The sequence below is a fragment of the Pseudomonas entomophila genome (assembly GCF_029478665.1).
Lineage (GTDB): Bacteria > Pseudomonadota > Gammaproteobacteria > Pseudomonadales > Pseudomonadaceae > Aquipseudomonas > Aquipseudomonas entomophila_F.
This window is the reverse complement of sequence record NZ_JARPQB010000010.1, coordinates 113,986-137,172: the sequence shown is the minus strand read 5'-3', so window position 1 is coordinate 137,172 and position 23,187 is coordinate 113,986. Positions and strand designations below refer to the sequence as shown.

General features: G+C 63.7%; 20 protein-coding genes. 9 read left to right on the top strand and 11 right to left on the bottom strand.

The window, feature by feature from the left end; genetic code table 11:
- Positions 1 to 10 precede the first annotated feature (10 nt).
- The 8 genes from P5705_RS07155 to P5705_RS07120 form a co-directional block, all read right to left on the bottom strand.
- Positions 11 to 829 (bottom strand): phosphoglycolate phosphatase, encoded by an 819-nt coding sequence (locus tag P5705_RS07155; protein WP_277460170.1) that lies wholly within the window; start codon positions 827 to 829, stop codon positions 11 to 13.
- Complete coding sequence (rpe, locus tag P5705_RS07150) at positions 826 to 1,500, bottom strand: ribulose-phosphate 3-epimerase (protein ID WP_252091545.1); 675 nt, start codon at positions 1,498 to 1,500, stop codon at positions 826 to 828. The genes P5705_RS07155 and rpe overlap by 4 nt, the downstream gene beginning before the upstream one ends.
- A gap of 190 nt (positions 1,501 to 1,690) precedes the next feature.
- A complete protein-coding gene (locus P5705_RS07145) occupies positions 1,691 to 2,518 on the bottom strand; it encodes an ABC transporter permease (protein ID WP_277460169.1) in 828 nt (275 codons plus the stop codon).
- Between the two features lie 11 nt (positions 2,519 to 2,529).
- The gene (locus P5705_RS07140) at positions 2,530 to 3,777 is read right to left on the bottom strand and encodes an ABC transporter permease (RefSeq protein ID WP_277460168.1); all 1,248 of its coding nucleotides are present in this window, start codon (positions 3,775 to 3,777) and stop codon (positions 2,530 to 2,532) included.
- 96 nt (positions 3,778 to 3,873) lie between these two features.
- Positions 3,874 to 4,908, bottom strand: coding sequence for an ABC transporter substrate-binding protein (locus P5705_RS07135; protein ID WP_277460167.1), 1,035 nt, complete (start codon positions 4,906 to 4,908; stop codon positions 3,874 to 3,876).
- A 40-nt stretch (positions 4,909 to 4,948) separates the two neighbouring features.
- A complete protein-coding gene (locus P5705_RS07130; RefSeq protein ID WP_240063886.1) occupies positions 4,949 to 6,070 on the bottom strand; it encodes an ABC transporter ATP-binding protein in 1,122 nt (373 codons plus the stop codon).
- 280 nt (positions 6,071 to 6,350) lie between these two features.
- Positions 6,351 to 6,983, bottom strand: coding sequence for a response regulator (locus P5705_RS07125; RefSeq protein WP_248921218.1), 633 nt, complete (start codon positions 6,981 to 6,983; stop codon positions 6,351 to 6,353).
- Between the two features lie 8 nt (positions 6,984 to 6,991).
- Entirely contained in the window at positions 6,992 to 9,379 is a 2,388-nt protein-coding gene (locus P5705_RS07120) for a PAS domain-containing sensor histidine kinase (protein WP_277460166.1), read from the bottom strand.
- 95 nt (positions 9,380 to 9,474) lie between these two features.
- Here P5705_RS07120 and P5705_RS07115 point away from each other — a divergent pair, with 95 nt between their 5' ends.
- Positions 9,475 to 10,473: an alpha/beta hydrolase family protein gene (locus P5705_RS07115; RefSeq protein ID WP_277460165.1), complete on the top strand. Its 999-nt coding sequence runs from the start codon at positions 9,475 to 9,477 to the stop codon at positions 10,471 to 10,473.
- Positions 10,474 to 10,663: 190 nt separating this feature from the next.
- On the opposite strand, the gene P5705_RS07110 is transcribed toward P5705_RS07115, so the two are convergent.
- From P5705_RS07110 to P5705_RS07100, 3 genes are read right to left on the bottom strand one after another with little or no spacing between them, the layout of a single operon-like run.
- Positions 10,664 to 11,428: a TerB family tellurite resistance protein gene (locus P5705_RS07110; protein ID WP_277460164.1), complete on the bottom strand. Its 765-nt coding sequence runs from the start codon at positions 11,426 to 11,428 to the stop codon at positions 10,664 to 10,666.
- A 1-nt stretch (position 11,429) separates the two neighbouring features.
- Entirely contained in the window at positions 11,430 to 12,101 is a 672-nt protein-coding gene (gene murU, locus P5705_RS07105) for an N-acetylmuramate alpha-1-phosphate uridylyltransferase MurU (RefSeq protein ID WP_277460163.1), read from the bottom strand.
- Positions 12,098 to 13,117 carry an aminoglycoside phosphotransferase family protein gene (locus tag P5705_RS07100; RefSeq protein ID WP_277460162.1) on the bottom strand — a complete coding sequence of 340 codons (1,020 nt, stop codon included), beginning with the start codon at positions 13,115 to 13,117 and terminating at the stop codon, positions 12,098 to 12,100. Before P5705_RS07100 ends, murU begins: the two co-directional genes overlap by 4 nt.
- A 132-nt stretch (positions 13,118 to 13,249) precedes the next feature.
- Here P5705_RS07100 and P5705_RS07095 point away from each other — a divergent pair, with 132 nt between their 5' ends.
- The 8 genes from P5705_RS07095 (at position 13,250) to P5705_RS07060 (ending at position 23,111) form a co-directional block, all read left to right on the top strand.
- The gene (locus P5705_RS07095; protein WP_277460161.1) at positions 13,250 to 16,081 is read left to right on the top strand and encodes an LPS-assembly protein LptD; all 2,832 of its coding nucleotides are present in this window, start codon (positions 13,250 to 13,252) and stop codon (positions 16,079 to 16,081) included.
- The gene (gene surA, locus P5705_RS07090; RefSeq protein ID WP_277460160.1) at positions 16,062 to 17,381 is read left to right on the top strand and encodes a peptidylprolyl isomerase SurA; all 1,320 of its coding nucleotides are present in this window, start codon (positions 16,062 to 16,064) and stop codon (positions 17,379 to 17,381) included. Before P5705_RS07095 ends, surA begins: the two co-directional genes overlap by 20 nt.
- Complete coding sequence (gene pdxA, locus P5705_RS07085) at positions 17,378 to 18,367, top strand: 4-hydroxythreonine-4-phosphate dehydrogenase PdxA (protein ID WP_277460159.1); 990 nt, start codon at positions 17,378 to 17,380, stop codon at positions 18,365 to 18,367. Before surA ends, pdxA begins: the two co-directional genes overlap by 4 nt.
- A complete protein-coding gene (gene rsmA / locus P5705_RS07080; protein ID WP_277460158.1) occupies positions 18,364 to 19,164 on the top strand; it encodes a 16S rRNA (adenine(1518)-N(6)/adenine(1519)-N(6))-dimethyltransferase RsmA in 801 nt (266 codons plus the stop codon). The genes pdxA and rsmA overlap by 4 nt, the downstream gene beginning before the upstream one ends.
- A gap of 159 nt (positions 19,165 to 19,323) precedes the next feature.
- A complete protein-coding gene (apaG, locus tag P5705_RS07075) occupies positions 19,324 to 19,704 on the top strand; it encodes a Co2+/Mg2+ efflux protein ApaG (RefSeq protein ID WP_248918385.1) in 381 nt (126 codons plus the stop codon).
- The gene (locus P5705_RS07070; RefSeq protein WP_277460157.1) at positions 19,704 to 20,561 is read left to right on the top strand and encodes a symmetrical bis(5'-nucleosyl)-tetraphosphatase; all 858 of its coding nucleotides are present in this window, start codon (positions 19,704 to 19,706) and stop codon (positions 20,559 to 20,561) included. Before apaG ends, P5705_RS07070 begins: the two co-directional genes overlap by 1 nt.
- A 13-nt stretch (positions 20,562 to 20,574) precedes the next feature.
- Positions 20,575 to 20,904 carry a thiosulfate sulfurtransferase GlpE gene (gene glpE, locus P5705_RS07065; protein ID WP_277460156.1) on the top strand — a complete coding sequence of 110 codons (330 nt, stop codon included), beginning with the start codon at positions 20,575 to 20,577 and terminating at the stop codon, positions 20,902 to 20,904.
- Positions 20,905 to 21,188: 284 nt separating this feature from the next.
- Positions 21,189 to 23,111 (top strand): PrkA family serine protein kinase, encoded by a 1,923-nt coding sequence (locus P5705_RS07060; protein WP_277460155.1) that lies wholly within the window; start codon positions 21,189 to 21,191, stop codon positions 23,109 to 23,111.
- The last annotated feature ends 76 nt before the right edge of the window (positions 23,112 to 23,187 follow it).

Genomic DNA, 23,187 nt, shown 5'->3' with positions numbered 1-23,187 from the left:
CGAGGGGGAGTCAGGCGCGCCAGCGCCAGCGGGCCAGGGCCTTGATGACTTTCATCCAGAATTTGCCAGTGACCACCACGTTTTTGTCTCTGCTTTGCGGGGCTTGAAGGTCCGCCAACGTTATCCCAGTGTCGGTGACTACGCAACCGGGCAGCAGGCGGCGCAGATCGTCGATCACCAGGCTGGGGGATTCATCGTCGATGGGGCGGCCGTGGTTGTAGCCATAGCTAAGGCCGACGCATTTGACCCCGGCTGCTTTCGCCGCCAACACATCACTGCGCGAATCGCCGATGAACAGCGACTGCTCAGGGGCAACGCCGGCCATCTTCATGACAAACAGCAAGGCTGCGGGGTCGGGCTTCTTCTGTGGCAGGGTGTCGCCACCAATGATCCAGCGGAAGTAGCGACCTATCTTCATCTGGTCAAGCAGGGGCGCGACAAAACGCTCCGGCTTGTTGGTGATCAGCGCCATTTCCACGCCCTGCTTGCTCAGCCAGCGCAGGGTGTCGCGCACACCGGGGTAGACGACGGTAAGCTCGTGGCTCTCGGCGTAGGCCTCCATGAACAGGGCCAGGGCACGTTCGGCCAGTTCGTCGTCCACGGTATCGTGTTCGATGCCGCCGGCCAACGCCCGGCGCACCAGGACCTGGGCACCGTTGCCCACCCAATGGCGCACGGCGTCGAGCCCGGCAGGCGGGCGCCCGAGTTCGAGCAGCATGCGGTCGACGGCTGCGGCCAGGTCGGGGACCGAGTCGATCAGGGTGCCATCCAGATCGAACATCACCAGCCTGGGCAGCGTCCCCGGGAACAGCTGCTCGAAGCCGCTCATGCGCGGGCCAGCGCCATTTCGGCACGCATCTTGTCGATGACTTCCTTGTAGTCCGGGGCGTTGAAGATCGCCGAGCCGGCCACGAAGGTGTCAGCGCCAGCGGCGGTGATCTCACGGATGTTGTTGACGTTGACGCCGCCGTCGATCTCCAGGCGGATATCGCGGCCGCTGGCGTCGATCAGCGCGCGGGCTTCGCGCAGCTTGTCGAGGGTGCCGGGGATGAACTTCTGCCCGCCGAAGCCTGGGTTGACGCTCATCAGCAGGACCATGTCGACCTTGTCCATCACGTACTTCAGGGCGTCGAGGCTGGTCGCCGGGTTGAACACCAGGCCGGCCTTGCAGCCGCCGTCGCGGATCAACTGCAGCGAGCGGTCGATGTGCTGCGAAGCTTCCGGATGGAAGGTGATGTAGGTGGCGCCGGCCTCGATGAAGTCGCCGATGATGCGGTCGACCGGGCTGACCATCAGGTGCACGTCGATCGGCGCGGTCACGCCGTACTTGCGCAGCGCGCTGCAGACCATCGGGCCGATGGTCAGGTTGGGGACGTAGTGGTTGTCCATGACATCGAAGTGGACGATGTCGGCCCCGGCGGCCAGAACCTTGTCGACGTCCTCGCCCAGGCGGGCGAAATCGGCGGAAAGAATGGAGGGGGCAATAGCGTAGGGCTGCATGGCGCACCTGTTGGCGGAAATCACGGTGGCGCGCATTGTAACCCAGGGAAGCGGATCGGGGCTGATTGGTATCAAGGATGCGCCGCAACCCTGTAGGAGCCGGCCTTGCCGGCGAACACCGGCACAGCCGGTGGCAGCCATCGCGTCGCCTGGTTCGCCGGCAAAGCCGGCTCCTACAACTGCACGGTCATCAGGCAGGTTGCTGGGTTCTCAACTTCTCGCTACGCCCTCGCAACCATTCCAGGGTCAGCAACAGGATCACCGAAAACACGATCAGCAGGGTGGCCGCCGCCGCGATGGTCGGGCTCAGGTTCTCGCGAATACCGCTGAACATCTGCCGCGGCAGGGTTGCCTGCTCCGGCCCGGCGAGGAACAGGGTTACCACCACTTCGTCGAACGAAGTGGCGAAGGCGAACAGCGCCCCGGAAATCACGCCCGGCGCAATCAACGGCAATGTCACCCGACGGAAGGTCAGCAATGGCGAAGCCCCGAGGCTGGCCGCCGCACGCACCAGGTTGTAGTTGAAGCCCTGCAGCGTGGCCGACACGGTGATGATCACGAACGGCACGCCCAGCACCGCATGTACCAGGATCAGCGAGACGAAGCTGTTGCCCATGCCCAGCGGCGCGAAGAACAGGTAGCTGGCCACACCAATGATCACTACCGGCACCACCATCGGCGAGATCACCAGCGCCATCACCAGCGACTTGCCGGGAAAATCACCCCGGGTCAGGCCGATCGAGGCCAAGGTGCCGAACACCATGGCCAGTACCGTGGCCGCCGGGGCGACGATAATGCTGTTCTTCAAGGCCCGCATCCATTCGGCGGAGCCGAAGAAATCCTGGTACCAGTGCAGCGAGAAGCCTTGCAGCGGATAGACCAGGAAGCTCCCACTGTTGAACGACAACGGCACGATGACCAGCACCGGCAGCACCAGGAACAGCAGGATCAGGCCGCACAGGATGCGCAAGCTGTAGAACCACACCCGTTCCACGGGCGACATGTAGGGGCTCAGCATGACAAGGCTCCTCAGCTCAGGCGCAGGCGGCTGGCGCCGACCAGCCAGCTATAGATCAGGTACAGCAGCACGGTCGCCAGCAGCAATAGCCCGCCCAGCGCGGTGGCCATGCCCCAGTTGATGCTGGTGTTGGTGTAGAAGGCGACGAAGTAGCTGACCATCTGGTCGTTCGGGCTGCCCAGCAGCGCCGGGGTGATGTAGTAGCCGATGGCCAGGATGAACACCAGCAGGCAACCGGCGCCGACGCCGGCGTAGGTCTGCGGGAAGTACACCCGCCAGAAGCTGGCGAAGGGATGGCAACCGAGGGAGATCGCCGCGCGCATGTAGCTGGGTGAAATACCTTTCATCACGCTGTACAGCGGCAGGATCATGAACGGCAGCAGGATGTGCACCATCGAGATGTACACGCCGGTGCGGTTGAACACCAGCTCCAGCGGTTGGTCGATGATGCCCATCGCCATCAGCGCGCTGTTGATCAGGCCACCCGACTGCAACAGTACGATCCACGCCGCCACCCGCACCAGGATCGAAGTCCAGAATGGCAGCAGCACCAGGATCATCAGCAGGTTGCTCTGCCGGGTCGGCAGGTTGGCCAGCAGGTAGGCCAGGGGGTAGGCCAGCACCAGGCAGATCACGGTGATCACCACGCCCATCCACAGGGTGCGGGCGAAGATGTCGAGGTAGATGGCCTGGTCGGGGGTAGCCTTGGCCAGCTCGCCCAGGTCGTCGATACGGTGGTCCAGTGCGGCCAGCAGGTAGAACGGCGTGACGCTGCTGGTGTTGCGACGGATCGCCTGCCAGTAGGCAGGGTCGCCCCAGCGCTCGTCGAGCGCCTGCAAGGCTTCTTTATAGGAGGCGGGCTCTTCCTTGAATGGCAGCGCCCGCGCGGTCTTGGCCAGCAGGCTGCGGTAACCGGCCAGTTCCATGTTCAGGCGCTTGGAAAGATCGCCCAGGGTCTGGTTCTTGCGCGACTCGGCCAGGTCCTGGCTCAAGGCCTTGTAGACCGCCTCGCCGGGCAGGCTCTTGCCATCCCACTGCGCCACCGCCTCGACGGTACGCGGCAGGCCGCCGACCACCTCGGGGTTGCCGACGCTCTTGTACAGCAGCGCCGCGATCGGCACCAGGAACACCAGCAGGAGGAACAGCGCCAGCGGCGCGATCAACGCCTGGGCCTTCCAGCGGTTGACCCGCTCGGCACGCTTGAGGCGCTGCTTGAGGCTTGGACCTGCGCCTTCGTTGATTGGCATTGCAATGGCCATGACGAACTCCGGTAAAACGGGGAAAAGGCTGTTCGCCGGCAAGCCGGCTCCTACGGATGGATTGCGCTTNGCGAACCACCGCGCAGCGGCCCGTGACTACTTCTTCGCCGCCCAGGCGTTGAAGCGTTGCTCCAGCTGTTCGCTGTTGTCGGCCCAGAAGGCCACGTCGATCTGCACCTGGTTGGCGATGTTCTCAGGCGTGGTCGGCATGTCCTTCTTCACCGCATCGGCCAGCAGCGGGACGGCCTTGGAATTGGCCGGGCCGTAGGCGATGTTCTCGGAGTAGGTCTTCTGTTGTTCAGGCTGCACGGTGTAGGCGATGAACTTCTTCGCTGCTTCCACGTCCTTGGCACCCTTCGGAATGGCCCAGGCGTCGAAGTCGTAGATGCCGCCGTTCCACACCACCTTGAGGTTGCTCTCTTTCTGCACCGCGGCGATGCGGCCGTTGTAGGCCGAACTCATGACCACGTCGCCCGAAGCCAGGTACTGCGGCGGTTGGGCGCCGGCTTCCCACCACTGGATGCTGGGCTTGAGTTCATCGAGTTTCTTGAAGGCGCGGTCCTGGCCTTCCTTGGTGGCCAGCACTTTGTAGACCTCTTTCGGCGCGACACCGTCGGCCATCAGGGCGAATTCCAGAGTGTACTTGGCGCCCTTGCGCAGGCCGCGCTTGCCCGGGAACTGCTTCGTGTCCCAGAAATCGGCCCAACTGGTGGGCGCGGTCTTGAGCTTGTCGGCGTTGTAGGCCATGACCGTGGACCAGACGAAGAAGCCGACGCCGCAAGGCTGGATGGCACCCGGCACATAATCGCTATCGTTGCCGAACAAGGCTGGATCGAGCTCTTCGAACATACCCTCGTCGCAACCGCGCGCCAGCTCAGGGGACTCCACCTCCACCAGGTTCCAGCTCACGCTCTTGGTGTCGACCATCGCTTTCACTTTGGCCATCTCACCGTTGTACTCACCAGCGACGATCTTGCCCTTGCCGGCCTTCTCCCACGGCTCGTAGAACGCTTTGACCTGGGCGGCCTTGTTGGCACCCCCGAAGGAAATCACGGTGAGGTCGGCCGCCATGGCCTGGCCGGCGGCGAACAGCCCCAGGGCCAGGGCGGTCAGTTTCAACTGCTTGCGCATTATTATTTTCTCCACAGTACAGGGTTGGTGAAGCAAACCATCAATGGGCTTCGGCAATCGGATCGAGCGCGCGGGCGTGCTCCACCTCCCAGCCCAGCGGTACCACATCGCCCACGGCCAGGGCCGGGTCGAGTTCGGCGATCGGCTGCTTCACGAAGAAGTCGGCCTTGCCGCAGACCTCCAGGCGCACCCGTACGTGGTCGCCCAGGTAGATGAATTCGGCCACGCGGCCGGAGAAACGGTTGATGCAGTTTTCGCTGTGACCGTTGAGGCGCACACGCTCGGGGCGGATCGACAGGGTGACCGGCTCACCAGCCTGGCCAACGTTCACCGCCAGCGCCTCGACCCGCTCGCCACGGGCCAATTGCACCTGGCAGCGCTTGCCATCGCTGGCCAGCAGGGTGCCGTTGATGCGGTTGTTCTCGCCGATGAAGTTGGCGACGAAGGTGTTGCAGGGCTCTTCGTAGAGGGTGCGCGGGTCTGCGATTTGCTGGATCTCACCCTGGTGGAACACGGCCACCCGGTCCGACATGGTCAGCGCCTCGCCCTGGTCGTGGGTCACGTACACCACGGTCACACCCAGGCGCTGGTGGATGTGCTTGATCTCCATCTGCATGTGCTCGCGCAGTTGCTTGTCCAGCGCGCCGAGCGGTTCGTCCATCAGCACCAGTTGCGGCTCGAACACCAGGGCCCGGGCCAACGCCACGCGCTGCTGCTGGCCACCGGACAACTGGCCGGGGTAGCGCTTGGCGAAGGCATCGAGCTGGACCATGTTGAGCACGCGCTTGACCCGCTCGCTGATGTCGGTCTTGCTCAGGTTGCGCACGGTCAGCGGGAAGGCCAGGTTCTCGGCCACGGTCATGTGCGGGAACAACGCGTAGTTCTGGAACACCATGCCGATATCGCGCTTGTGCGGCGGCACGTTATTGATCGAGCGCCCGGCCAGCTGGATCTCGCCGGCGGTGGGGGTTTCGAAGCCGGCCAGCATCATCAGGCTGGTGGTCTTGCCCGAGCCGGACGGCCCGAGCAGGGTGAGGAACTCGCCCTTGCGGATATCGAGGTTGAGGTCCTTGACGATCAGCGATTCGCCATCGTAGCTCTTCTGCACGCCCCGGAAGCTGACCAGCGTCTCGCTGGCCGCGTTCGAATTCGCCTCGCTCATGCCTGTACCTTCTTGTTGGAATGACTGCGTGGGCAAAAGCGTAGAAGAGGCGCGAAGGCCCGAAAATCGGGGGCGCTGAGAGAATGTCATCATCCGGATGGAAGACTTGCTGTAGGGATCGCCCTACAAGAATGGCGTTTTCAGGCAACTCGATCCCTGTAGGAGCGGCTTCAGCCGCGATCACCCGCGAAGCGGGTGCCAGCGACAGCGGAGTCTGTATCGCGGCTAAAGCCGCTCCTACGGTGAGGCCGCGTAAACACCAATGTCGCAACCAGAACACTCACACCAGCTTGTGCTCCATGGCGTACTTCACCAATTCCGCCAGCGAGTTGACCTTGAGCTTCTGCATCAAGCGCGCCTTGTGGGTGCTGATGGTCTTGCTCGACAACGCCAGCTGTTGGGCGATGTCATTCACGTTGGCACCCTGGGCCAGGCGCTCGAACACCGAGAACTCGCGCTCCGACAGTAGCGTATGCAACGGCCGGGTCTCGGTCAGGCCCACCTCGAACACCATGCGGTCAGCCAGGGCCGGGTCGATATAGCGCCCGCCCCCGGCCACCCGGCGAATGGCGGTGAGCAACAGCGCCGGGTCGCTGTCCTTGGTGGCATAGCCCGCGGCGCCGGCCTTCAGCGCCCGGGCCGCCATCTGCGCCTCGTCGTGCATCGACAGCATCAGGATCGCGGGCGGGTTGTTCAACGCGCGGATCCGCGGGATCGCCTCCAGGCCATTCACCCCCGGCATGGAGATATCCAGCAACACCACCTCGCAGGGCGTGTGCCGCAGCGTCTCCAGCAATTGCTCGCCGTTACTCGCCTCGCCCGCCACCTGCATGTCCCTGGCCAGGCCGATCAACTGCTTGATGCCTTCCCGGACGATGGTGTGGTCTTCCGCCACCAGCACTCGAATCACGATCGTTTCTCCTACACCAAAGGAATCGCCACGCTCAGGCTGGTGCCTTCGCCCGGCTCGCTGTCCAGGCTCATGCTGCCGCCCAGCATCAGCACACGTTCACGCACACCCACCAAGCCGAACGAGGTCGGCCGCGCCTCGCCCGGTATGAAGCCTTTACCGTCATCGATGACCGTCAGGCGCAATTGCCCGCCCTCGCGCACGAGGTCGATCTGCACCGTGTGCGCCTGGGCGTGGCGCATCACATTGGTCAGCGCCTCCTGGAGGATGCGGAACAGGCCCGTGGCCTTGGCATCGCTCAAGGGAGGCAGATTGTCCGGCACCTGCACCAGGCAGGGGATCTGCGTGCGCGCCTCGAAACGCCGGGCCTGCCACTCGATGGCCGAGGCAATGCCGGCGTCGAGGATCGGCGGGCGCAAGGCGGTGGCCACATCGCGCACCAGCTGGAACAACTGGGCGATCAGACGCTTCATGCTGGCCAGCCGCTCGTTGAGCCCGGTGTCCAGCCCACCGTAGGCCAGCTCGCACATCGACACTTCCAGTTTGAGTACCGTGAGCATCTGCCCCAGTTCGTCGTGCACTTCGCGGGCGATCCGGGCCTTTTCTTCTTCGCGCACGCTCTCCAGGTGCGCCGACAGCTCGCGAAGCTGCTCCTGGGAGCTGGCCAGCGCAAGTTCCGCCTGCTTGCCCTGGGTGATGTCCCAGACCACCCCGTCCCAGACCATGCGCCCATCGGCCAGGCGGCGGGTAGTGGCCTTGATGTCGGCCCAGCGCTGTTCGCCCTCGCGCGTCAGGATCCGTCCTTGCCAGGACCAATCCTGGTCAGTCGCCAAGGCCAGGTCCTGGACGCGGTGGTAGTCGCCGCGATCCTCCGGGTGGACCAGATTGCGCAGCCCCATCTGCGGGTGCTGGATGGCTGCCGGGCTATAGCCGACGAGGGCTTCGCTGCCCTCGCTGATGTAGGGAAACTCCGGGTCGCCTTCGGCCGGGTCGCGCTCCAGGCGGAACACCAGCCCCGGCACATTGCCGGCGATACCCTTGAGGCGCGCTTCGCTTTCGCGCAGTTCGGCAAGGGCCCGGCGGCGCTCGGTGACATCGGAGAGGAACACCACCAGGTACTCGGCATCGCGAAAACGCAGGAACGACAGCGACAGGTCCACCGGCAACTGGCTACCGTCGGCGCGCACACATTGGCTCTCGAACTGCAGCTCCCCACCCTCGCCGCTGCGCGCCCGCTTCCACAGGGCCAGCCAGCGATCCATGCTAAGGCTGGGCTCGACGTCGCTCAGCGGCCGCTCGATCAACGCCCCCTCATCGAACCCGAGCATGCGCTCGGCCGCGTGATTGGCGTAGCGCACGTGGCTGTCCCAGTTGACCCAGAAGATACCGACCGTGCTCTGGTCGATGGAGAACTGGCTCAGGCGCAGCGCTTCTTCGCGCACCTGGCGCTCGACCAGCGTCTCGCGAGCCGCCAGCAAGGCCCGCTCCACCCCCCGCTGCTGGCGACGCTGCCACACCAGCGTGGCCAGGGCGCAGAGCAGCAACAGACCGAACAACAGCGCGAGGTTCTGCCAGAACCCGGTCGACTCGGAAAAGCGTGGGTACTTGGGTTGCAACCAGCGTTGATGCAATTGCTCCAGGCGCTTGGCCGGCATCGCCTGCAGGCCGCGCTCGAGAATGTCAGCGAGCATCGGCCAGTCTCGTCGCGAGCCGATCCGCAGCAGCTGGGGCAGGCCGATGTCGCCCACGACGGCCAGGTCACTGAATTCGCTTTCGCGGGAAAGACGGCTGAGTTGCGCTTCATCAAGCACGGCGAAACCGGCCTGGCCGCCCAGTACCAGCTGCAATGCCTCACGTTCGCTGGGCACGCCTTGCAGGTTGAGGTTGGTGTAGTTGCCACGCAGGTAATCGGCCAACCGGGAGGGCATGCGCACCGCGACCCGGTCATTGGCGGTCAACTTCTCCAGCTCCACCGCCACCGCGCCACTGCGCACTCCCACCACCAACTGCGGCACACGCATGTAGGGGTCACTGAACAACCAGTTGCGCAGGCTGGCCGGGGTCTGGGCAAGCCCAGGGGCAAAGTCGATCTCGCTCGCCTGCAAGGCATGCTCAAGGGCTGCCTCGTCGGTGAACCCGCGCCAGGTCAGATCCAGCCTGAGCGCCTGGGCCAGCTCATCGACCAGTTCGACATTCGCGCCGTAGTACTGCTGGAGACGGCGATCGAACTGCGCGTAAGGCGCTTGCAACACGAATCCGACACGCAGGCTGCGGTGCGCGTCCAGCCATTGTTGCTGGGCAGGCTCCAGCGCAACCACGGGGGGCGCCTCCGGCCTTGCCAACGCGATCAAGGGTAGACACAACCAGCCGATAACCCACAGGCAACGCACTCGCTTCATCTATACGCTCGTCTTGGCAAGGATGGCCACCTGGCGTGGCCGTCGCGGGCAAATACTATTAGGCTGCCGGTATCATTCTGGCCTTGGGTTGATTCATGTTCACACTTTATCGCACGACGCTGGCAATGTTCTGCCTGGCCTCGCTCCTGCCCCTCGGCGCTCAAGCCGCCGACACCGAAAAAACAGAGGCTGCCATCGAGGCCGCCGCACCTACGCCGCGCCCAGCCCTGGCCGAACGCAGCCAGGACGACGCCCTGGCCCTCGAGCGCCAGGCGCCCAAGGCCGAGCAGCAGACCTTGCAGGCCAATGGCGAGAACTTCCTGGCACTGTGGAAACCCGCCAACGACAGCGACCCGAAAGGCGCGGTGATCATCGTCCCGGGCGCGGGTGAGACGGCCGACTGGCCGAATACCGTCGGCCCGTTGCGCCGGGGCTTCCCGGACGCAGGCTGGCACACCCTGAGCCTGAGCCTGCCGGACCTTTTGGCCGAACGCCCGCAGGCACGGGTCGAGGCCAAGCCGGCCGCCACCGCGCAAAAGCCTGAGGGGGAGTCGGCACCGGCCAAGGACACGCCAGCGGACGCCAACGCCAACGTCGCCCAGGCCACCGCCCCCGAGGCGGACGCCGCCGAGAGCACCGACGCGGTCGAAGCCGACGAGCACAGCGACCAGGCCGATGCCGAGCGGATCTTCGCCCGCCTTGACGCCGCGGTGGCCTACGCGCAGCAGCAGAAGGCACGCAGCATCGTCCTGCTCGGCAATGGCAGCGGTGCCTACTGGGCCGCGCGCTACCTGAGCGAGAAGCAGCCGCCGCAGGTGCAGAAACTGGTGATGGTCGGCGCGCAGACGCCGGCACGGGTCGAGCAGGACCTGCAAAGCCTGACCTCGAACCTGAAAGTCCCGACCGCCGACATCTACTACGCCGGCCGCCCCCAGGACAGCCAGGCCGCCCAGCAGCGCCTGCAGGCGAGCAAGCGGCAGAAGGACAGCCAGTATCGCCAGGTTTCGCTGATGGCCATGCCAGGAAACAAGGCGGCAGAGCAGGAGCAACTGCTGCGCCGGGTGCGTGGGTGGCTGACGCCCAAGGAAGAGTGAAGCACCTTGCGGGGTATTCGGAATTCACGTCTGCGCCTATAGGCGCAGCCTTGAGCCGCGATAGGGCCGCAAGGCGGCCCTGGCGGTCTTTGCCCAGTACTGAAATCCTGGGGCCGCTACGCAGCCCTTTCGCGGCTCAAGGCCGCTCCTACAGGGATCGTGCAAGGCTTGTCCTTGGTGCGATCGCTGGCTAGATACCCCGACGTTTACGGACCATGGCAAAGGCCTGGTGCAGCTCACGCGTCAGCTCGGTCGCCTCGCGCACCTTCGCCTCACTGGCGCCACTGCCCACCAGTTTGTCCGGGTGGTGGCGACTGAGCAGACGGCGATAGGCCTGCTTCACCTGGTCGGTGTCGGTGTCCGGCTCCACCCCCAGCAGGCGCAAGGCTGCCGCATACGTCATCGTGCCGCCTTCGAGCGACGCCTTTCGCGGCTCGTACTCCAACGACAGCGCCTGCACCTGGCTGCGGCTCAGCCCCAGCTGCTCGCCCCAGCCCAACAACAGGTCACGCTCCTGGCGCCCCGCCTTGCCATCGGCCCAGACCATCCGCCAGCAGGCGCGCAAAGTACCTTCCGCAGCATGGGGCTGCAGCTTGATCCGGCGCAGGTGATGCCCCAGCCGATCCTTGCCCGCCTTGCCACGGTTGAACGCAGCGATGGCTCGCCGCCGCGCAGGCTCGCCAAGATCCAGGCGTATCATCTCCTGGCGGGCTTGCTGGATGTGCCCTTCGGCCACCCGACCATCGCTCTTGGCCAGGCGCCCAAGCAGCACGAACAGCAGTTCGTCATCACGCAGCGCCGGGCGGCCACCCAGGCGCTCGCGCATATCGTCCCATCCCTGAAGACGCAGGCGCCGATCCATGGCCTGGCCCAGCAGCGCCCCGAGCAATGCCCCTGGAATGCTGGCCACGGCGAAACCGGCCCCGGCACCAATCACTGTGCTTGGCCACCACATTTCAGGTATTCGCTCCGATCAGGCGCTCGACATCGGCCAGGCGTTCGAGGGTGCCGACATCGACCCAGTGCCCAGCATAATGCTCGCCACTCACACGCCCCTCGACCATGGCCTTGCGCAGCAACGGGGCCAATTTGAAGGCTCCCGCCTGACAGCCATCGAACAACGAAGGGTCGAGCACGGAAATGCCGCTGAACGTCAGCGTACCTGGTGCATCGTCGCCGTCGACCACTTGCCCATCCAGCAGTCGGAAATCGCCGCGACCGTGGTGCCCGGGGTTATCGACCAGCACCAGGTGCGCCTGGCCCTGCAGGGGGGCGTTCAGCGCGCGGAAGTCGTAATCCGTCCAGATATCGCCATTGACCAGCAGGAACGGCGCGTCCCCCAGCAACGGCAGGGCCTTGAAGATCCCCCCGCCGGTCTCCAGCGGCTCGCCCTCCGGTGAGTAGCGGATGCTCAGCCCGAAACGGCTGCCATCCCCCAGATGATCCTCGATCTGTTGACCAAGCCAGGCGTGATTGATGACAACGTCGCGGACGCCGGCCCGGGCCAGCGCCTCGAGATGGTACTCGATCAGAGGCTTGCCGGCGGCGGGCACCAGTGGCTTGGGGGTATGCAGGGTCAATGGGCGCATACGCTCGCCCTTGCCTGCCGCCAGGATCATCGCCTTCATGGGCGTGCCTCGCCCTTGAGTTCGCCAATCAGTTGCCCCAGCTCGGCCAGCTCAGGGCGTCGGGCGATCACTTCTTCTATATAGGTGAAGAAGCGTGGCACGTCGGTGAGATAGCGTGGCTTGCCATCACGGTGGCAAATTCGCGCGAAGATACCGATCACCTTGAGGTGACGCTGCACCCCCATCAAGTCGCTGGCACGGTGGAACGCTTCGAAGTCGTCCTGGACCGGGATGCCCGCGGCCCGTGCCTTGTCCCAGTAGTTGCGCAACCAGCCCTCGACGCGCGCCTGGGGCCAGCTGAGGAAGGCATCCTTGAACAGGCAGGTGATGTCGTAGGTGACCGGGCCGTAGACCGCATCCTGGAAGTCCAGCACACCGGGGTTGGGCGCACTGTGCATCAGGTTGCGCGGCATGTAGTCGCGGTGTACCAGAACCTTGGGCTGGGCCAGCGCGCTGTCGATCAGCACCTGGCTCACCCGTTGCCAGGCGGCCTGCTGACCCTCGCTCAGTTGCAGGCCGAGCGCTCGGCCTACGTACCACTCGGGGAACAGTTCCAACTCACGGCGCAACAGGGCGACATCGTAGCCAGGCAGCGCGGCGTCCATCGGCAGGCGCTGGAAGGCCAGCAATGCCTCAATGGCATCGGCGAACAGTGCGTCGGCGTTGCCCTGGTCGATGATGTCCAGGTAGGTCTGGCGCCCCAGGTCGCCCAGCAGCAAGAAGCCGCGTTCCAGGTCCTGGCCGTGGATCACCGGAACGTTCACGCCGGCACTGGCCAGCAGATGGTCGATATCCACGAATGGCCGGCAGTTTTCCTGGGGAGGTGGGGCATCCATGATCACGAAGCTGTGGCCAGCGCCTTCCCAACGGAAGTAGCGGCGGAAACTCGCATCGCTGCTGGCGGAGGTCAGGCTGCCTTCGGGCACTTCGCCCCAGGCGTTGTCGCGGAACAGGGTCTCGAGCTGCCCGGCAAGCCAGGCGGTCAGTTGTTGCAGGCGTACATCGTGATCGGGCATTACAAGGGTTCTCCGACGGCCCTAGCCGTCAAGCGGGTCATGCTTTATTATCCAGCATCTTTTTCAGACCATCGAGAGGCGTGCGGCCCCCACACGCGGGCAGATGGCACGCAGGAAGCCCGGACTAATAAGATGGCATTGAAATCCCCCGCGTTTCGTAGAAAGTTTCCGTTGCTGGTGACTGGCGGTCTGCTGGCACTGCAACCCCTGGCCACGTCGTACGTGGTGGCGGCCGAGCAGTTCGACTGCCAAGTGTCCGCTGCCGGTGGCTGGGACTGCAAGCCCAAGGTCTCAGGCAACCTGCCTCCACGCCCGGTACACCCGGGCGCTGCCGCTGCAAGCTCGGGTGCCGAAGCACCAGGCGAAGCTGGCGAGGCGCAGGCCGAAAAACCGATGCTGGTCACCGAGTCGAAAGGCCGTGGCCTGAAGTCGCGCAGCGAGGACTACAGCCACCTGGACTGGGTGCCGCGCGAGAAGCTCACTGCCGCGCAACTGGCCGAGACTGGCCCGTACTGCGGCGGCGCCTACATTGAGCCGACCCGCCCGGGCATGGACGACACCACGCCCAAGGACGAGTCGCCCACCTACATCAACGCCAAGGTCTCCAAGTACCAGCAGGAGCAGCAGATCGCCACGCTCGCCGGTGACGTGGTCATGCGCCAGGGCAGCATGCAGGCCGAGGCCGACGAAGCCAACCTGTACCAGGCCGAAAACCGTGGCGAGCTCAAGGGCAACGTCAAGATCCGCGACAACGGCTCGCTGGTTGTGGGCGACGAGGCACAGATCCAGCTCGACACCGGCGAAGCCCGGGTCGACAACGCCGAATACGTGATGCACAAGTCGCACATCCGCGGCAACGCCCTGTACGCCAAGCGTGCGGAAAACGCCATCATTCGCCTCAAGGACGGTACCTATACCACCTGTGAACCGGGCAGCAACGCATGGCAGCTCAAGGGCAACAACATCACCCTGAACCCGGCCACCGGCTTCGGTACCGCAACCAACGTGACGCTGCGGGTCAAGGATTTCCCGGTGTTCTACACACCGTACATCTACTTCCCGATTGACGATCGCCGCCAGTCCGGTTTCCTGCCACCGTCGTTCAGCACCAGCGGCGACACCGGCTTCATGCTGGTCACCCCTTACTACTTCAACCTGGCACCTAACTACGATGCCACGTTGTACCCGCGCTACATGGCCAAGCGCGGCATGTTGATGGAAGGCGAGTTCCGCTACCTGACCAAGTCCAGCGAAGGCCAGTTCGGCGGCGCGTACCTGAGCGACCAGGACGATGACCGCAAGCTGCAGACGGACTACAAGAAAGAACGCTGGATGGTCAACTGGCAGCACAAGGGTGGCCTGGACGACCGCCTGATGGCCGAGGTGGACTACACCGACATCAGCGATCCGTTCTACTTCCAGGATCTGGAAACGGACCAGATTGGTGTGCAGAAGCGAGACTTCATCAACCAACGGGGTACGCTCACCTATCGTGGTGACAATTATTCCGCGGGTTTGAATGTCCACGCCTACGAAATGGCGACCATCTCGCAGATCACGCCGTACGACAGGCTGCCACAAGTCACCTTCAACGGGATGTTGCCCTACCATCCAGGTGGGCTCGACTTCAGCTACGAGACCGAAGCCGTCCGCTTCGACCGCGACCTGAAGAACGACCTTGTGTTCAACAAGGACGGCGAGGCGGATGGATCACTGGGTTATGTGTTCGATCCAAATGGCAACATCATCGGCGGTCGCCGCATCGATGAAAGTGTCAGCGGCATTGCCCGTGCCAATGGCACCCGCCTGAACGCGGCACCTGCGATCAGCCTGCCAATGGGCGCCAGCTATGGCTATGTCACGCCGAAGTTGAAATACGTCTATACCCACTACGACCTGGACCTGGACAGCCAAGGCAAGGCGCAGGCGGCAGCACAGTCGTCTATTGCCGGCTACGGCAGTTACAACAGCACACTGAACCGTGATGTCCCGGTGTTCAGCGTCGACAGCGGTCTTTACTTCGATCGGAACACTCAGCTGTTTGGCACGAACTATCGCCAGACACTCGAACCGCGTCTGTTCTATCTCTACGTCCCCTACAAGGACCAGAAGGACATCCCGCTGTTCGACTCGGCTGAAAACACCTTCAACTATGCTTCGCTGTTCCGTGACAATCGTTTCAGCGGCACGGACCGTATCGGTGACGAGAACAAACTGTCGCTGGGTGTGACCAACCGCTGGATCGAAGACAACGGCTTCCAACGCCAGCGCTTCAGTATCGGCCAGGCTTACTACTTCAAGGATCGCAAGGTCCAACTCCCTGGCATCGACTATCGCGCCCGAGAGTCCAGCCTGTCGAATGTCTCGCCCTATGCGCTCGAATACGAGTATGCCTTCAACCGCGATTGGCGATTCAATTCGGACTTCAACTGGGATCCGGACAGCCGCAGCACCCGCTCGGGCAGCGCGATGTTCCACTACCAGCCTGAAGACAATCCAAACAAGGTCGTCAACCTTGGCTATCGCTACCGCAACGACATGGTCATCTACGACTCGCTGACCGGTACTTGGAAGGAAGGCGGCAGTTACGGCACGCCAGGCCAGCCGAACTACATCAAGGACTACTACAAGATCCAGCAGCACGACTTCTCGGTCATCTGGCCGATCGTGCCGCAATGGAGCGTCATCGCACGCTGGCAGCACGACTACAACCGCAACCGCACCCTCGAAGCGATGGGCGGTTTCGAATATGACAACTGCTGCTGGAAGCTGCGCCTGATCAACCGTTACTGGTTGGACTACGACGACTTCAGCCAAGCGACCCCAAGCAACGAAAAAGGCGACCACGGTGTCTTCCTGCAGATCGTGCTGAAGGGCCTCGGTGGCGTGGTAGGCAACAAGGTCGAATCGTTCCTGGACCAAGGCATTCAAGGTTACCGTACACGTGAAGAGCAAGCTTATTGATCGTCTGCGCCCGCTGATGCTGGGCGCCGTATTGCTGAGTGGCGCGGTGCATGCCGCGGTGCAACCCATTGACCGTGTGGTGGCCATCGTCGACAACGACGTGGTCATGCAGAGCCAACTGGACCAGCGCGTACACGAAGTGCAGCAGACCATCGCCAAGCGTGGCGGTGGGGTGCCACCGGCCGGTGCGCTGGAGCAGCAGGTGCTGGAGCGCCTGATCGTCGAGAACCTGCAACTGCAGATCGGCGAGCGCTCGGGCATCCGTATCACCGACGAGGAGCTGAACCAGGCCGTCGGCACCATTGCCCAGCGCAACGGCATGTCGCTGGAACAGTTCCGCGCCGCCCTGGCCCACGACGGCCTGTCGTATGACGACGCCCGCGAGCAGATCAAGCGCGAGATGATCATCAGCCGCGTGCGTCAGCGGCGGGTGGCCGAGCGCATCCAGGTTTCCGAGCAGGAAGTGAAGAACTTCCTCAACTCGGACCTGGGCAAGATGCAGCTCTCGGAAGAGTATCGCCTGGCCAACATTCTCATCCCGACCCCGGAAAGCGCCAACTCCGACGCGATCCAGGCGGCAGCTCGCCAAGCGGGCGACGTCTACCAGCAGCTCAAGCAAGGTGCCGACTTCGGTCGCCTGGCCATCGCGCGCTCGGCCAGCGAGAACGCCTTGGAAGGCGGCGAGATGGGCTGGCGCAAAGCCGGCCAACTGCCACCTGACTTCGCCAAGATGCTCAGCAGCATGACGGTCGGCGACATCACCCAGCCAATCCGCATCCCCAACGGTTTCATCATCCTCAAGCTCGAGGAGAAGCGTGGTGGCGAAAGCAGTGTGCTGCGCGACGAAGTGCATGTGCGCCACATCCTGATCAAGCCTAGCGAGATCCGCAGCGACAAGGCCACCGAGCAACTGGCCGAACGCCTGTACGACCGGATCAAGAACGGTGAAGACTTCGGCGAACTGGCGAAGAGCTTCTCGGAAGACCCGGGCTCGGCGCTTAACGGTGGCGACCTCAACTGGGTCGACCCGAACAGCCTGGTGCCGGAGTTCCGCGAGCAGATGGCCAACGCCCAGCAAGGCGAAGTCACCCGCCCGTTCCGCACCCAATACGGCTGGCACGTGCTTGAAGTGCTGGGCCGCCGCGCCACCGACAGCACAGCACAGGCGCGTGAGCAACAGGCCATGAACGTCCTGCGCAACCGCAAGTACGACGAAGAGCTGCAGACCTGGCTGCGCCAGATCCGCGACGAAGCCTACGTTGAAATCAAGCTGCCTGGCGCCGACCAGGCCGGCCAGTGAAGCCCCTGCGCTTCGCCGTTACACCCGGTGAACCAGCCGGCATAGGCCCCGACCTGTGCCTGCTGCTCGCCGCCGAGGCACAGCCCCACCCCCTGATCGCCATCACCAGCCGTGACCTGCTCGCCGAGCGGGCCGCGCAGCTGGGGCTGGCCGTCGACCTACGCCTGGTCACGCCCGGCAGTTTCCCGGAACACCCGGCCCCCGCCGGGAGCCTGTACGTCTGGGACACCCCCCTGGCCAAGCCAGTAGTAGCCGGACAACTGGACAAGGCCAACGCCGCCTTCGTCCTGGAGACCCTCACCCGCGCCGGCCAAGGCTGCCTCAACGGTGATTTCGCCGGCATGATCACCGCCCCCGTGCACAAGGGCGTGATCAACGAGAGCGGCATCGCCTTCTCCGGGCACACCGAGTTCCTCGCCGACCTCACCCATACCGCGCAAGTGGTCATGATGCTGGCGACACGAGGCCTGCGCGTGGCACTAGTGACCACTCACCTGCCCCTGCGCGACATCGCCGATGCCATCACCCCCGAACGCCTTGAGCGCGTCACCCGCATCCTGCATGCGGACATGCGCGACAAGTTCGGCATCGACAACCCACGCATCCTGGTCTGCGGGCTCAATCCGCACGCCGGGGAAGGCGGCCACCTGGGCCGCGAAGAAATCGACATCATCGAGCCCGCCCTGGAGCGCCTGCGCCAGGAAGGCATGGACCTGCGCGGACCACTGCCGGCCGATACCCTGTTTACCCCCAAATATCTGGAGCACTGCGACGCGGTGCTGGCGATGTACCACGACCAGGGCCTGCCCGTACTCAAGTACAAGGGCTTCGGTGCCGCGGTCAACGTGACGCTGGGCCTGCCGATCATCCGCACCTCGGTCGACCACGGCACCGCCCTGGACCTGGCCGGCAGTGGCCGGATCGACACCGGCAGCCTGCGCGTCGCCCTGGAAACCGCCTACCAGATGGCCGAGAACCGACCATGAACGAGCATTACCAACACCGGGCGCGCAAGCGCTTCGGCCAGAACTTCCTGCATGACGCCGGAATCATCGACCGCATCCTGCGGGCGATCAACGCCAAGGCCGGCGAACACCTGCTGGAAATCGGCCCGGGCCAGGGCGCCCTCACCGAGGGCCTGCTGGGCAGCGGCGCACAGCTGGACGTGGTGGAGCTGGACAAGGATCTGGTGCCGATCCTGCAACACAAGTTCGCCGGGCGCGGCAATTTCCGCCTGCACCAGGGCGACGCCCTGAAGTTCGACTTCAATCAGCTGGGCGTGCCGGAGCGCAGCCTCAAGGTGGTGGGCAACCTGCCCTATAACATCTCGACACCGCTGATCTTCCACCTGCTGGCCCACGCCCACCTGATCCGCGACATGCACTTCATGCTGCAGAAGGAAGTGGTCGAGCGCATGGCCGCAGGCCCGGGTGGTGGTGACTGGGGCCGCCTGTCGATCATGGTCCAGTACCACTGCCGCGTGGAACACCTGTTCAACGTAGGCCCAGGCGCGTTCAACCCCCCGCCGAAAGTGGATTCGGCCATCGTGCGCCTGGTCCCCCACGAGGTACTGCCGCACCCGGCCAAGGACCCGCAATTGTTGGAGCGCGTGGTACGCGAAGCCTTCAACCAGCGCCGCAAGACCCTGCGCAACACGCTCAAGGGCCTGCTCGACAGCCAGGCCATCGAGGCTGCCGGCGTCGATGGCAGCCTGCGCCCCGAGCAACTGGACCTGGCCGCGTTCGTACGCCTGGCCGACAAGCTGGCCGAACAGCAGGGCTGATAGCCCTGTTCGCCGGCAAGCCGGCTCCTACAGGCGATACGCCCCATCGTAGGAGCCGGCTTGCCGGCGAACGGTCCCGCAGCTGCCCAGCACCGCTGGCCCTCCCCCCCGCCAATGGCCTAGACTGCGTTATTGCGTCAGTTCGCCCAAGGCCCTTGCATGTCCGACCCCCGCTACCAGATCGACGTCAGCGTCGTCACTCGCTACCTCAAAGAACAATCCGACCCCGAGAACGACCGTTTCGCCTTCGCCTACACCATCACCGTGCAGAACAACGGCACGGTGAAAGCCAAGCTGATGTCCCGGCACTGGCTGATCACCAACGGCGATGGCGAAGTCGAGGAAGTCCGGGGGGCAGGCGTGATCGGCCAGCAACCGCTGATCGAACCAGGACAGAGCCACACCTACAGCAGCGGCGCGGTGATCAGCACCCGTGTCGGTACCATGCAGGGCAGCTACCAGATGTTCGCCGAGGACGGAAAACGCTTCGACGCCACGATCGCGCCGTTCCGCCTGGCCGTGCCCGGAGCACTGCACTGATGACCACCTACGCGGTCGGTGACCTGCAAGGTTGCCTGCAGCCACTCAAGTGCCTGCTCGAACGCGTGCGCTTCAATCCCGCGGTGGACCGCCTATGGTTGGTGGGCGACCTGGTCAACCGCGGCCCGGAGTCGCTCGAGACCCTGCGCTACCTCTATTCGATTCGTGATTCGCTGATCTGCGTGCTGGGCAACCATGACCTGCACCTGCTGGCTGCCTGGCACAACGTCGAACGCCTGAAGAAAAGCGACACCCTGCGCGAAATCATAGAGGCCCCGGACGCCGACCAACTGTTCGACTGGCTGCGCCGGCAGAAGCTGCTGCACTACGACGAACCACGCGGCATTGCCATGGTCCACGCCGGCATCCCACCGCAATGGACACTGGGCAAGGCACTGGAACTGGCCGCCGAAGTCGAGGAAGTGCTGCGCGACGATGGCCGTCTCAAGCTGTACCTGGACGGTATGTACGGCAACGAGCCCAACAAGTGGAGCAAGGACCTGGCGGGTGTCGAACGCCTGCGGGTGATCACCAACTACTTCACCCGCATGCGCTTCTGCACTGCCGCCGGCAAGCTCGACCTCAAGAGCAAGGAAGGGCTGGACAGCGCCCCCAAAGGCTACAAGCCCTGGTTCGACCATCCAGACCGCCGCTCGCGGCACGTGAAGATCATCTTCGGCCACTGGGCCGCCCTCGAAGGCCGTGTCGACGTACCGGGCGTGATCGCCCTGGACACCGGTTGCGTCTGGGGCGGCGCGATGACCCTGTACAACGTCGACAGCGGCGAGTACCACCGCTGCGATTGCACCCGTGAGGGCACCCCTCGCCCACCAGCACCCCACAACGATCAACCCTGAAGGAAGCGCACCCATGAGCGAATTCAAGCGTATCAGCCCCGAGCAAGCCCTCGCCCTACGTGCAGCAGGTGCGGTCGTGGTGGACATTCGCGACCCGCAAGCCTACGCCGCCGGGCACATCACCGGCGCCACTCATCTGGACAACCACTCGGTGGCCGATTTCATCCGCAGTGCCGACCTCGATGCGCCTACACTGGTTGTCTGCTACCACGGCAATTCCAGCCAGAGCGCCGCCGCCTACCTCGTCGGCCAGGGCTTCTCCAATGTCTACAGCATCGATGGTGGCTTCGAGCTGTGGCGCGCCACCTACCCGGACGAAACCGCTCAGGGCAACGTGGAATAATTTTTTTCATTTTTCCTGCAGCCCGCGCTCCGTGCGGGCTCGCGCCAGACCTGACGAACGGTCGCAGGCGTCTTCTTGGCTCCCCGCCCTTGACCTTGCGTATAACCAACTATCCTTAAGCCCAGGCCATCCAAGAAAAGGGGAGAGCCGGTACACCGGCGTGCGGGTCATCGGTAGCGTTTCAGGGTGTTCTGGGGGGTTTACAGCAATCGGCAAGCCCGGTTGCATGCCAGCATCGGCTGACTGATCCGGCGTCGTCTCCACGTATCGAGCGAGGTGACGTCATGAGCATTTTTAGCCACTTCCAACAACGTTTCGAGTCCACCCGGCAGGAAGAACTCTCCCTGCAGGAGTACCTCGAACTGTGCAAGAAAGATCGCAGTGCCTATGCCTCGGCGGCCGAGCGGCTGTTGATGGCTATCGGTGAACCCGAGCTGATCGACACCTCCAGCAACTCCAGGCTGTCGCGGATCTTCTCCAACAAAGTGATCCGTCGATATCCAACCTTTGCCGACTTCCACGGGATGGAAGAATGCATCGACCAGATCGTCTCCTACTTCCGCCATGCCGCTCAGGGCCTGGAAGAGAAGAAACAGATCCTCTACCTGCTGGGCCCGGTAGGCGGCGGTAAATCGTCGCTGGCCGAAAAACTCAAGCAGTTGATGGAGAGAGTACCGTTCTATGCCATCAAGGGCTCGCCGGTGTTCGAATCGCCCCTGGGGCTGTTCAACGCTTCTGAGGACGGCGCTATTCTCGAAGAGGACTTCGGGATACCACGACGCTATCTGAACACCATCATGTCGCCCTGGGCCACCAAACGCCTGGCGGAGTTTGGCGGTGATATCAGCCAGTTCAAGGTGGTCAAGCTCTACCCTTCGATCCTCAATCAGATCGCTATCGCCAAGACTGAACCGGGCGACGAGAACAACCAGGATATCTCGGCCCTGGTGGGCAAGGTGGACATCCGCAAGCTAGAAGAATTTCCACAGAACGATGCCGACGCCTACAGCTATTCGGGTGCTCTGTGCCGGGCCAACCAGGGCCTGATGGAATTCGTCGAGATGTTCAAGGCACCGATCAAGGTCCTGCACCCGTTGCTCACTGCCACGCAGGAGGGCAACTACAACAGTACCGAGGGCCTTGGAGCCATCCCTTACACCGGCATCCTGCTGGCCCACTCCAACGAGTCGGAATGGCACACGTTCCGCAATAACAAGAACAACGAAGCGTTCATCGACCGGATCTACATCGTCAAGGTCCCGTACTGCCTGCGGGTCAGCGACGAGATCAAGATCTACGACAAGCTGCTGGTCAACAGCTCGCTGGCCAAGGCCCACTGCGCGCCCGACACCCTCAAGATGCTCGCCCAGTTCACCGTGCTCTCGCGCCTGAAGGAGCCGGAAAACTCCAACATCTACTCGAAAATGCGCGTCTACGATGGCGAGAACCTGAAAGACACCGACCCCAAGGCCAAGTCGATCCAGGAATACCGCGACTCAGCCGGTGTCGACGAGGGCATGAACGGCCTGTCGACGCGTTTTGCGTTCAAGATCCTGTCCAAGGTGTTCAACTTCGATCCGCACGAAATCGCGGCCAACCCAGTGCACCTGCTCTATGTGCTGGAACAGCAGATCGAGCAGGAGCAGTTCCCCGCCGAGGTGCGCGAGCGTTACTTGCGCTACCTGAAGGAATACCTGGCACCGCGCTACATCGAGTTCATCGGCAAGGAAATCCAGACCGCCTACCTCGAGTCCTACAGCGAATACGGCCAGAACATCTTCGACCGCTATGTGCTGTACGCCGATTTCTGGATCCAGGACCAGGAATACCGCGACCCGGAAACCGGCGAGATCCTCAACCGCATCGCCCTCAACGAAGAGCTGGAGAAGATCGAGAAGCCGGCAGGCATCAGCAATCCGAAGGACTTCCGCAACGAGATCGTCAACTTCGTGTTGCGCGCCCGGGCCAACAACAACGGCAAGAACCCCAGCTGGCTGAGCTACGAGAAGCTGCGGGTGGTGATCGAGAAGAAAATGTTCTCCAACACCGAGGATCTGCTGCCCGTCATCAGCTTCAACGCCAAGGCCAGCAAAGAGGATCAACAGAAACACAACGACTTCGTCACCCGGATGGTGGAGCGTGGCTACACCGACAAACAGGTGCGCCTGCTGTCGGAATGGTACCTGCGGGTCAGGAAATCGCAGTAAAGGCGGCAAGTCACGTACGGTACGACGGGCTCCCGCGTACCGCGCGTGGCGGCGGCGACTGCTTTTACTTGCAGCT

Coding starts and splice junctions, on each gene's coding strand:
- rsmA (WP_277460158.1), top strand. CDS start 18,364: ATGAACGAGCATTACCAACACCGGGCGCGCAAGCGCTTCGGCCAGAAC.
- murU (WP_277460163.1), bottom strand. CDS start 12,101: ATGAAGGCGATGATCCTGGCGGCAGGCAAGGGCGAGCGTATGCGCCCA.
- P5705_RS07115 (WP_277460165.1), top strand. CDS start 9,475: ATGTTCACACTTTATCGCACGACGCTGGCAATGTTCTGCCTGGCCTCG.
- P5705_RS07110 (WP_277460164.1), bottom strand. CDS start 11,428: ATGTGGTGGCCAAGCACAGTGATTGGTGCCGGGGCCGGTTTCGCCGTG.
- rpe (WP_252091545.1), bottom strand. CDS start 1,500: ATGCAGCCCTACGCTATTGCCCCCTCCATTCTTTCCGCCGATTTCGCC.
- P5705_RS07140 (WP_277460168.1), bottom strand. CDS start 3,777: ATGGCCATTGCAATGCCAATCAACGAAGGCGCAGGTCCAAGCCTCAAG.
- P5705_RS07130 (WP_240063886.1), bottom strand. CDS start 6,070: ATGAGCGAGGCGAATTCGAACGCGGCCAGCGAGACGCTGGTCAGCTTC.
- P5705_RS07135 (WP_277460167.1), bottom strand. CDS start 4,908: ATGCGCAAGCAGTTGAAACTGACCGCCCTGGCCCTGGGGCTGTTCGCC.
- P5705_RS07060 (WP_277460155.1), top strand. CDS start 21,189: ATGAGCATTTTTAGCCACTTCCAACAACGTTTCGAGTCCACCCGGCAG.
- P5705_RS07155 (WP_277460170.1), bottom strand. CDS start 829: ATGAGCGGCTTCGAGCAGCTGTTCCCGGGGACGCTGCCCAGGCTGGTG.
- P5705_RS07145 (WP_277460169.1), bottom strand. CDS start 2,518: ATGCTGAGCCCCTACATGTCGCCCGTGGAACGGGTGTGGTTCTACAGC.
- P5705_RS07100 (WP_277460162.1), bottom strand. CDS start 13,117: ATGCCCGATCACGATGTACGCCTGCAACAACTGACCGCCTGGCTTGCC.
- apaG (WP_248918385.1), top strand. CDS start 19,324: ATGTCCGACCCCCGCTACCAGATCGACGTCAGCGTCGTCACTCGCTAC.
- P5705_RS07070 (WP_277460157.1), top strand. CDS start 19,704: ATGACCACCTACGCGGTCGGTGACCTGCAAGGTTGCCTGCAGCCACTC.
- glpE (WP_277460156.1), top strand. CDS start 20,575: ATGAGCGAATTCAAGCGTATCAGCCCCGAGCAAGCCCTCGCCCTACGT.
- P5705_RS07095 (WP_277460161.1), top strand. CDS start 13,250: ATGGCATTGAAATCCCCCGCGTTTCGTAGAAAGTTTCCGTTGCTGGTG.
- P5705_RS07120 (WP_277460166.1), bottom strand. CDS start 9,379: ATGAAGCGAGTGCGTTGCCTGTGGGTTATCGGCTGGTTGTGTCTACCC.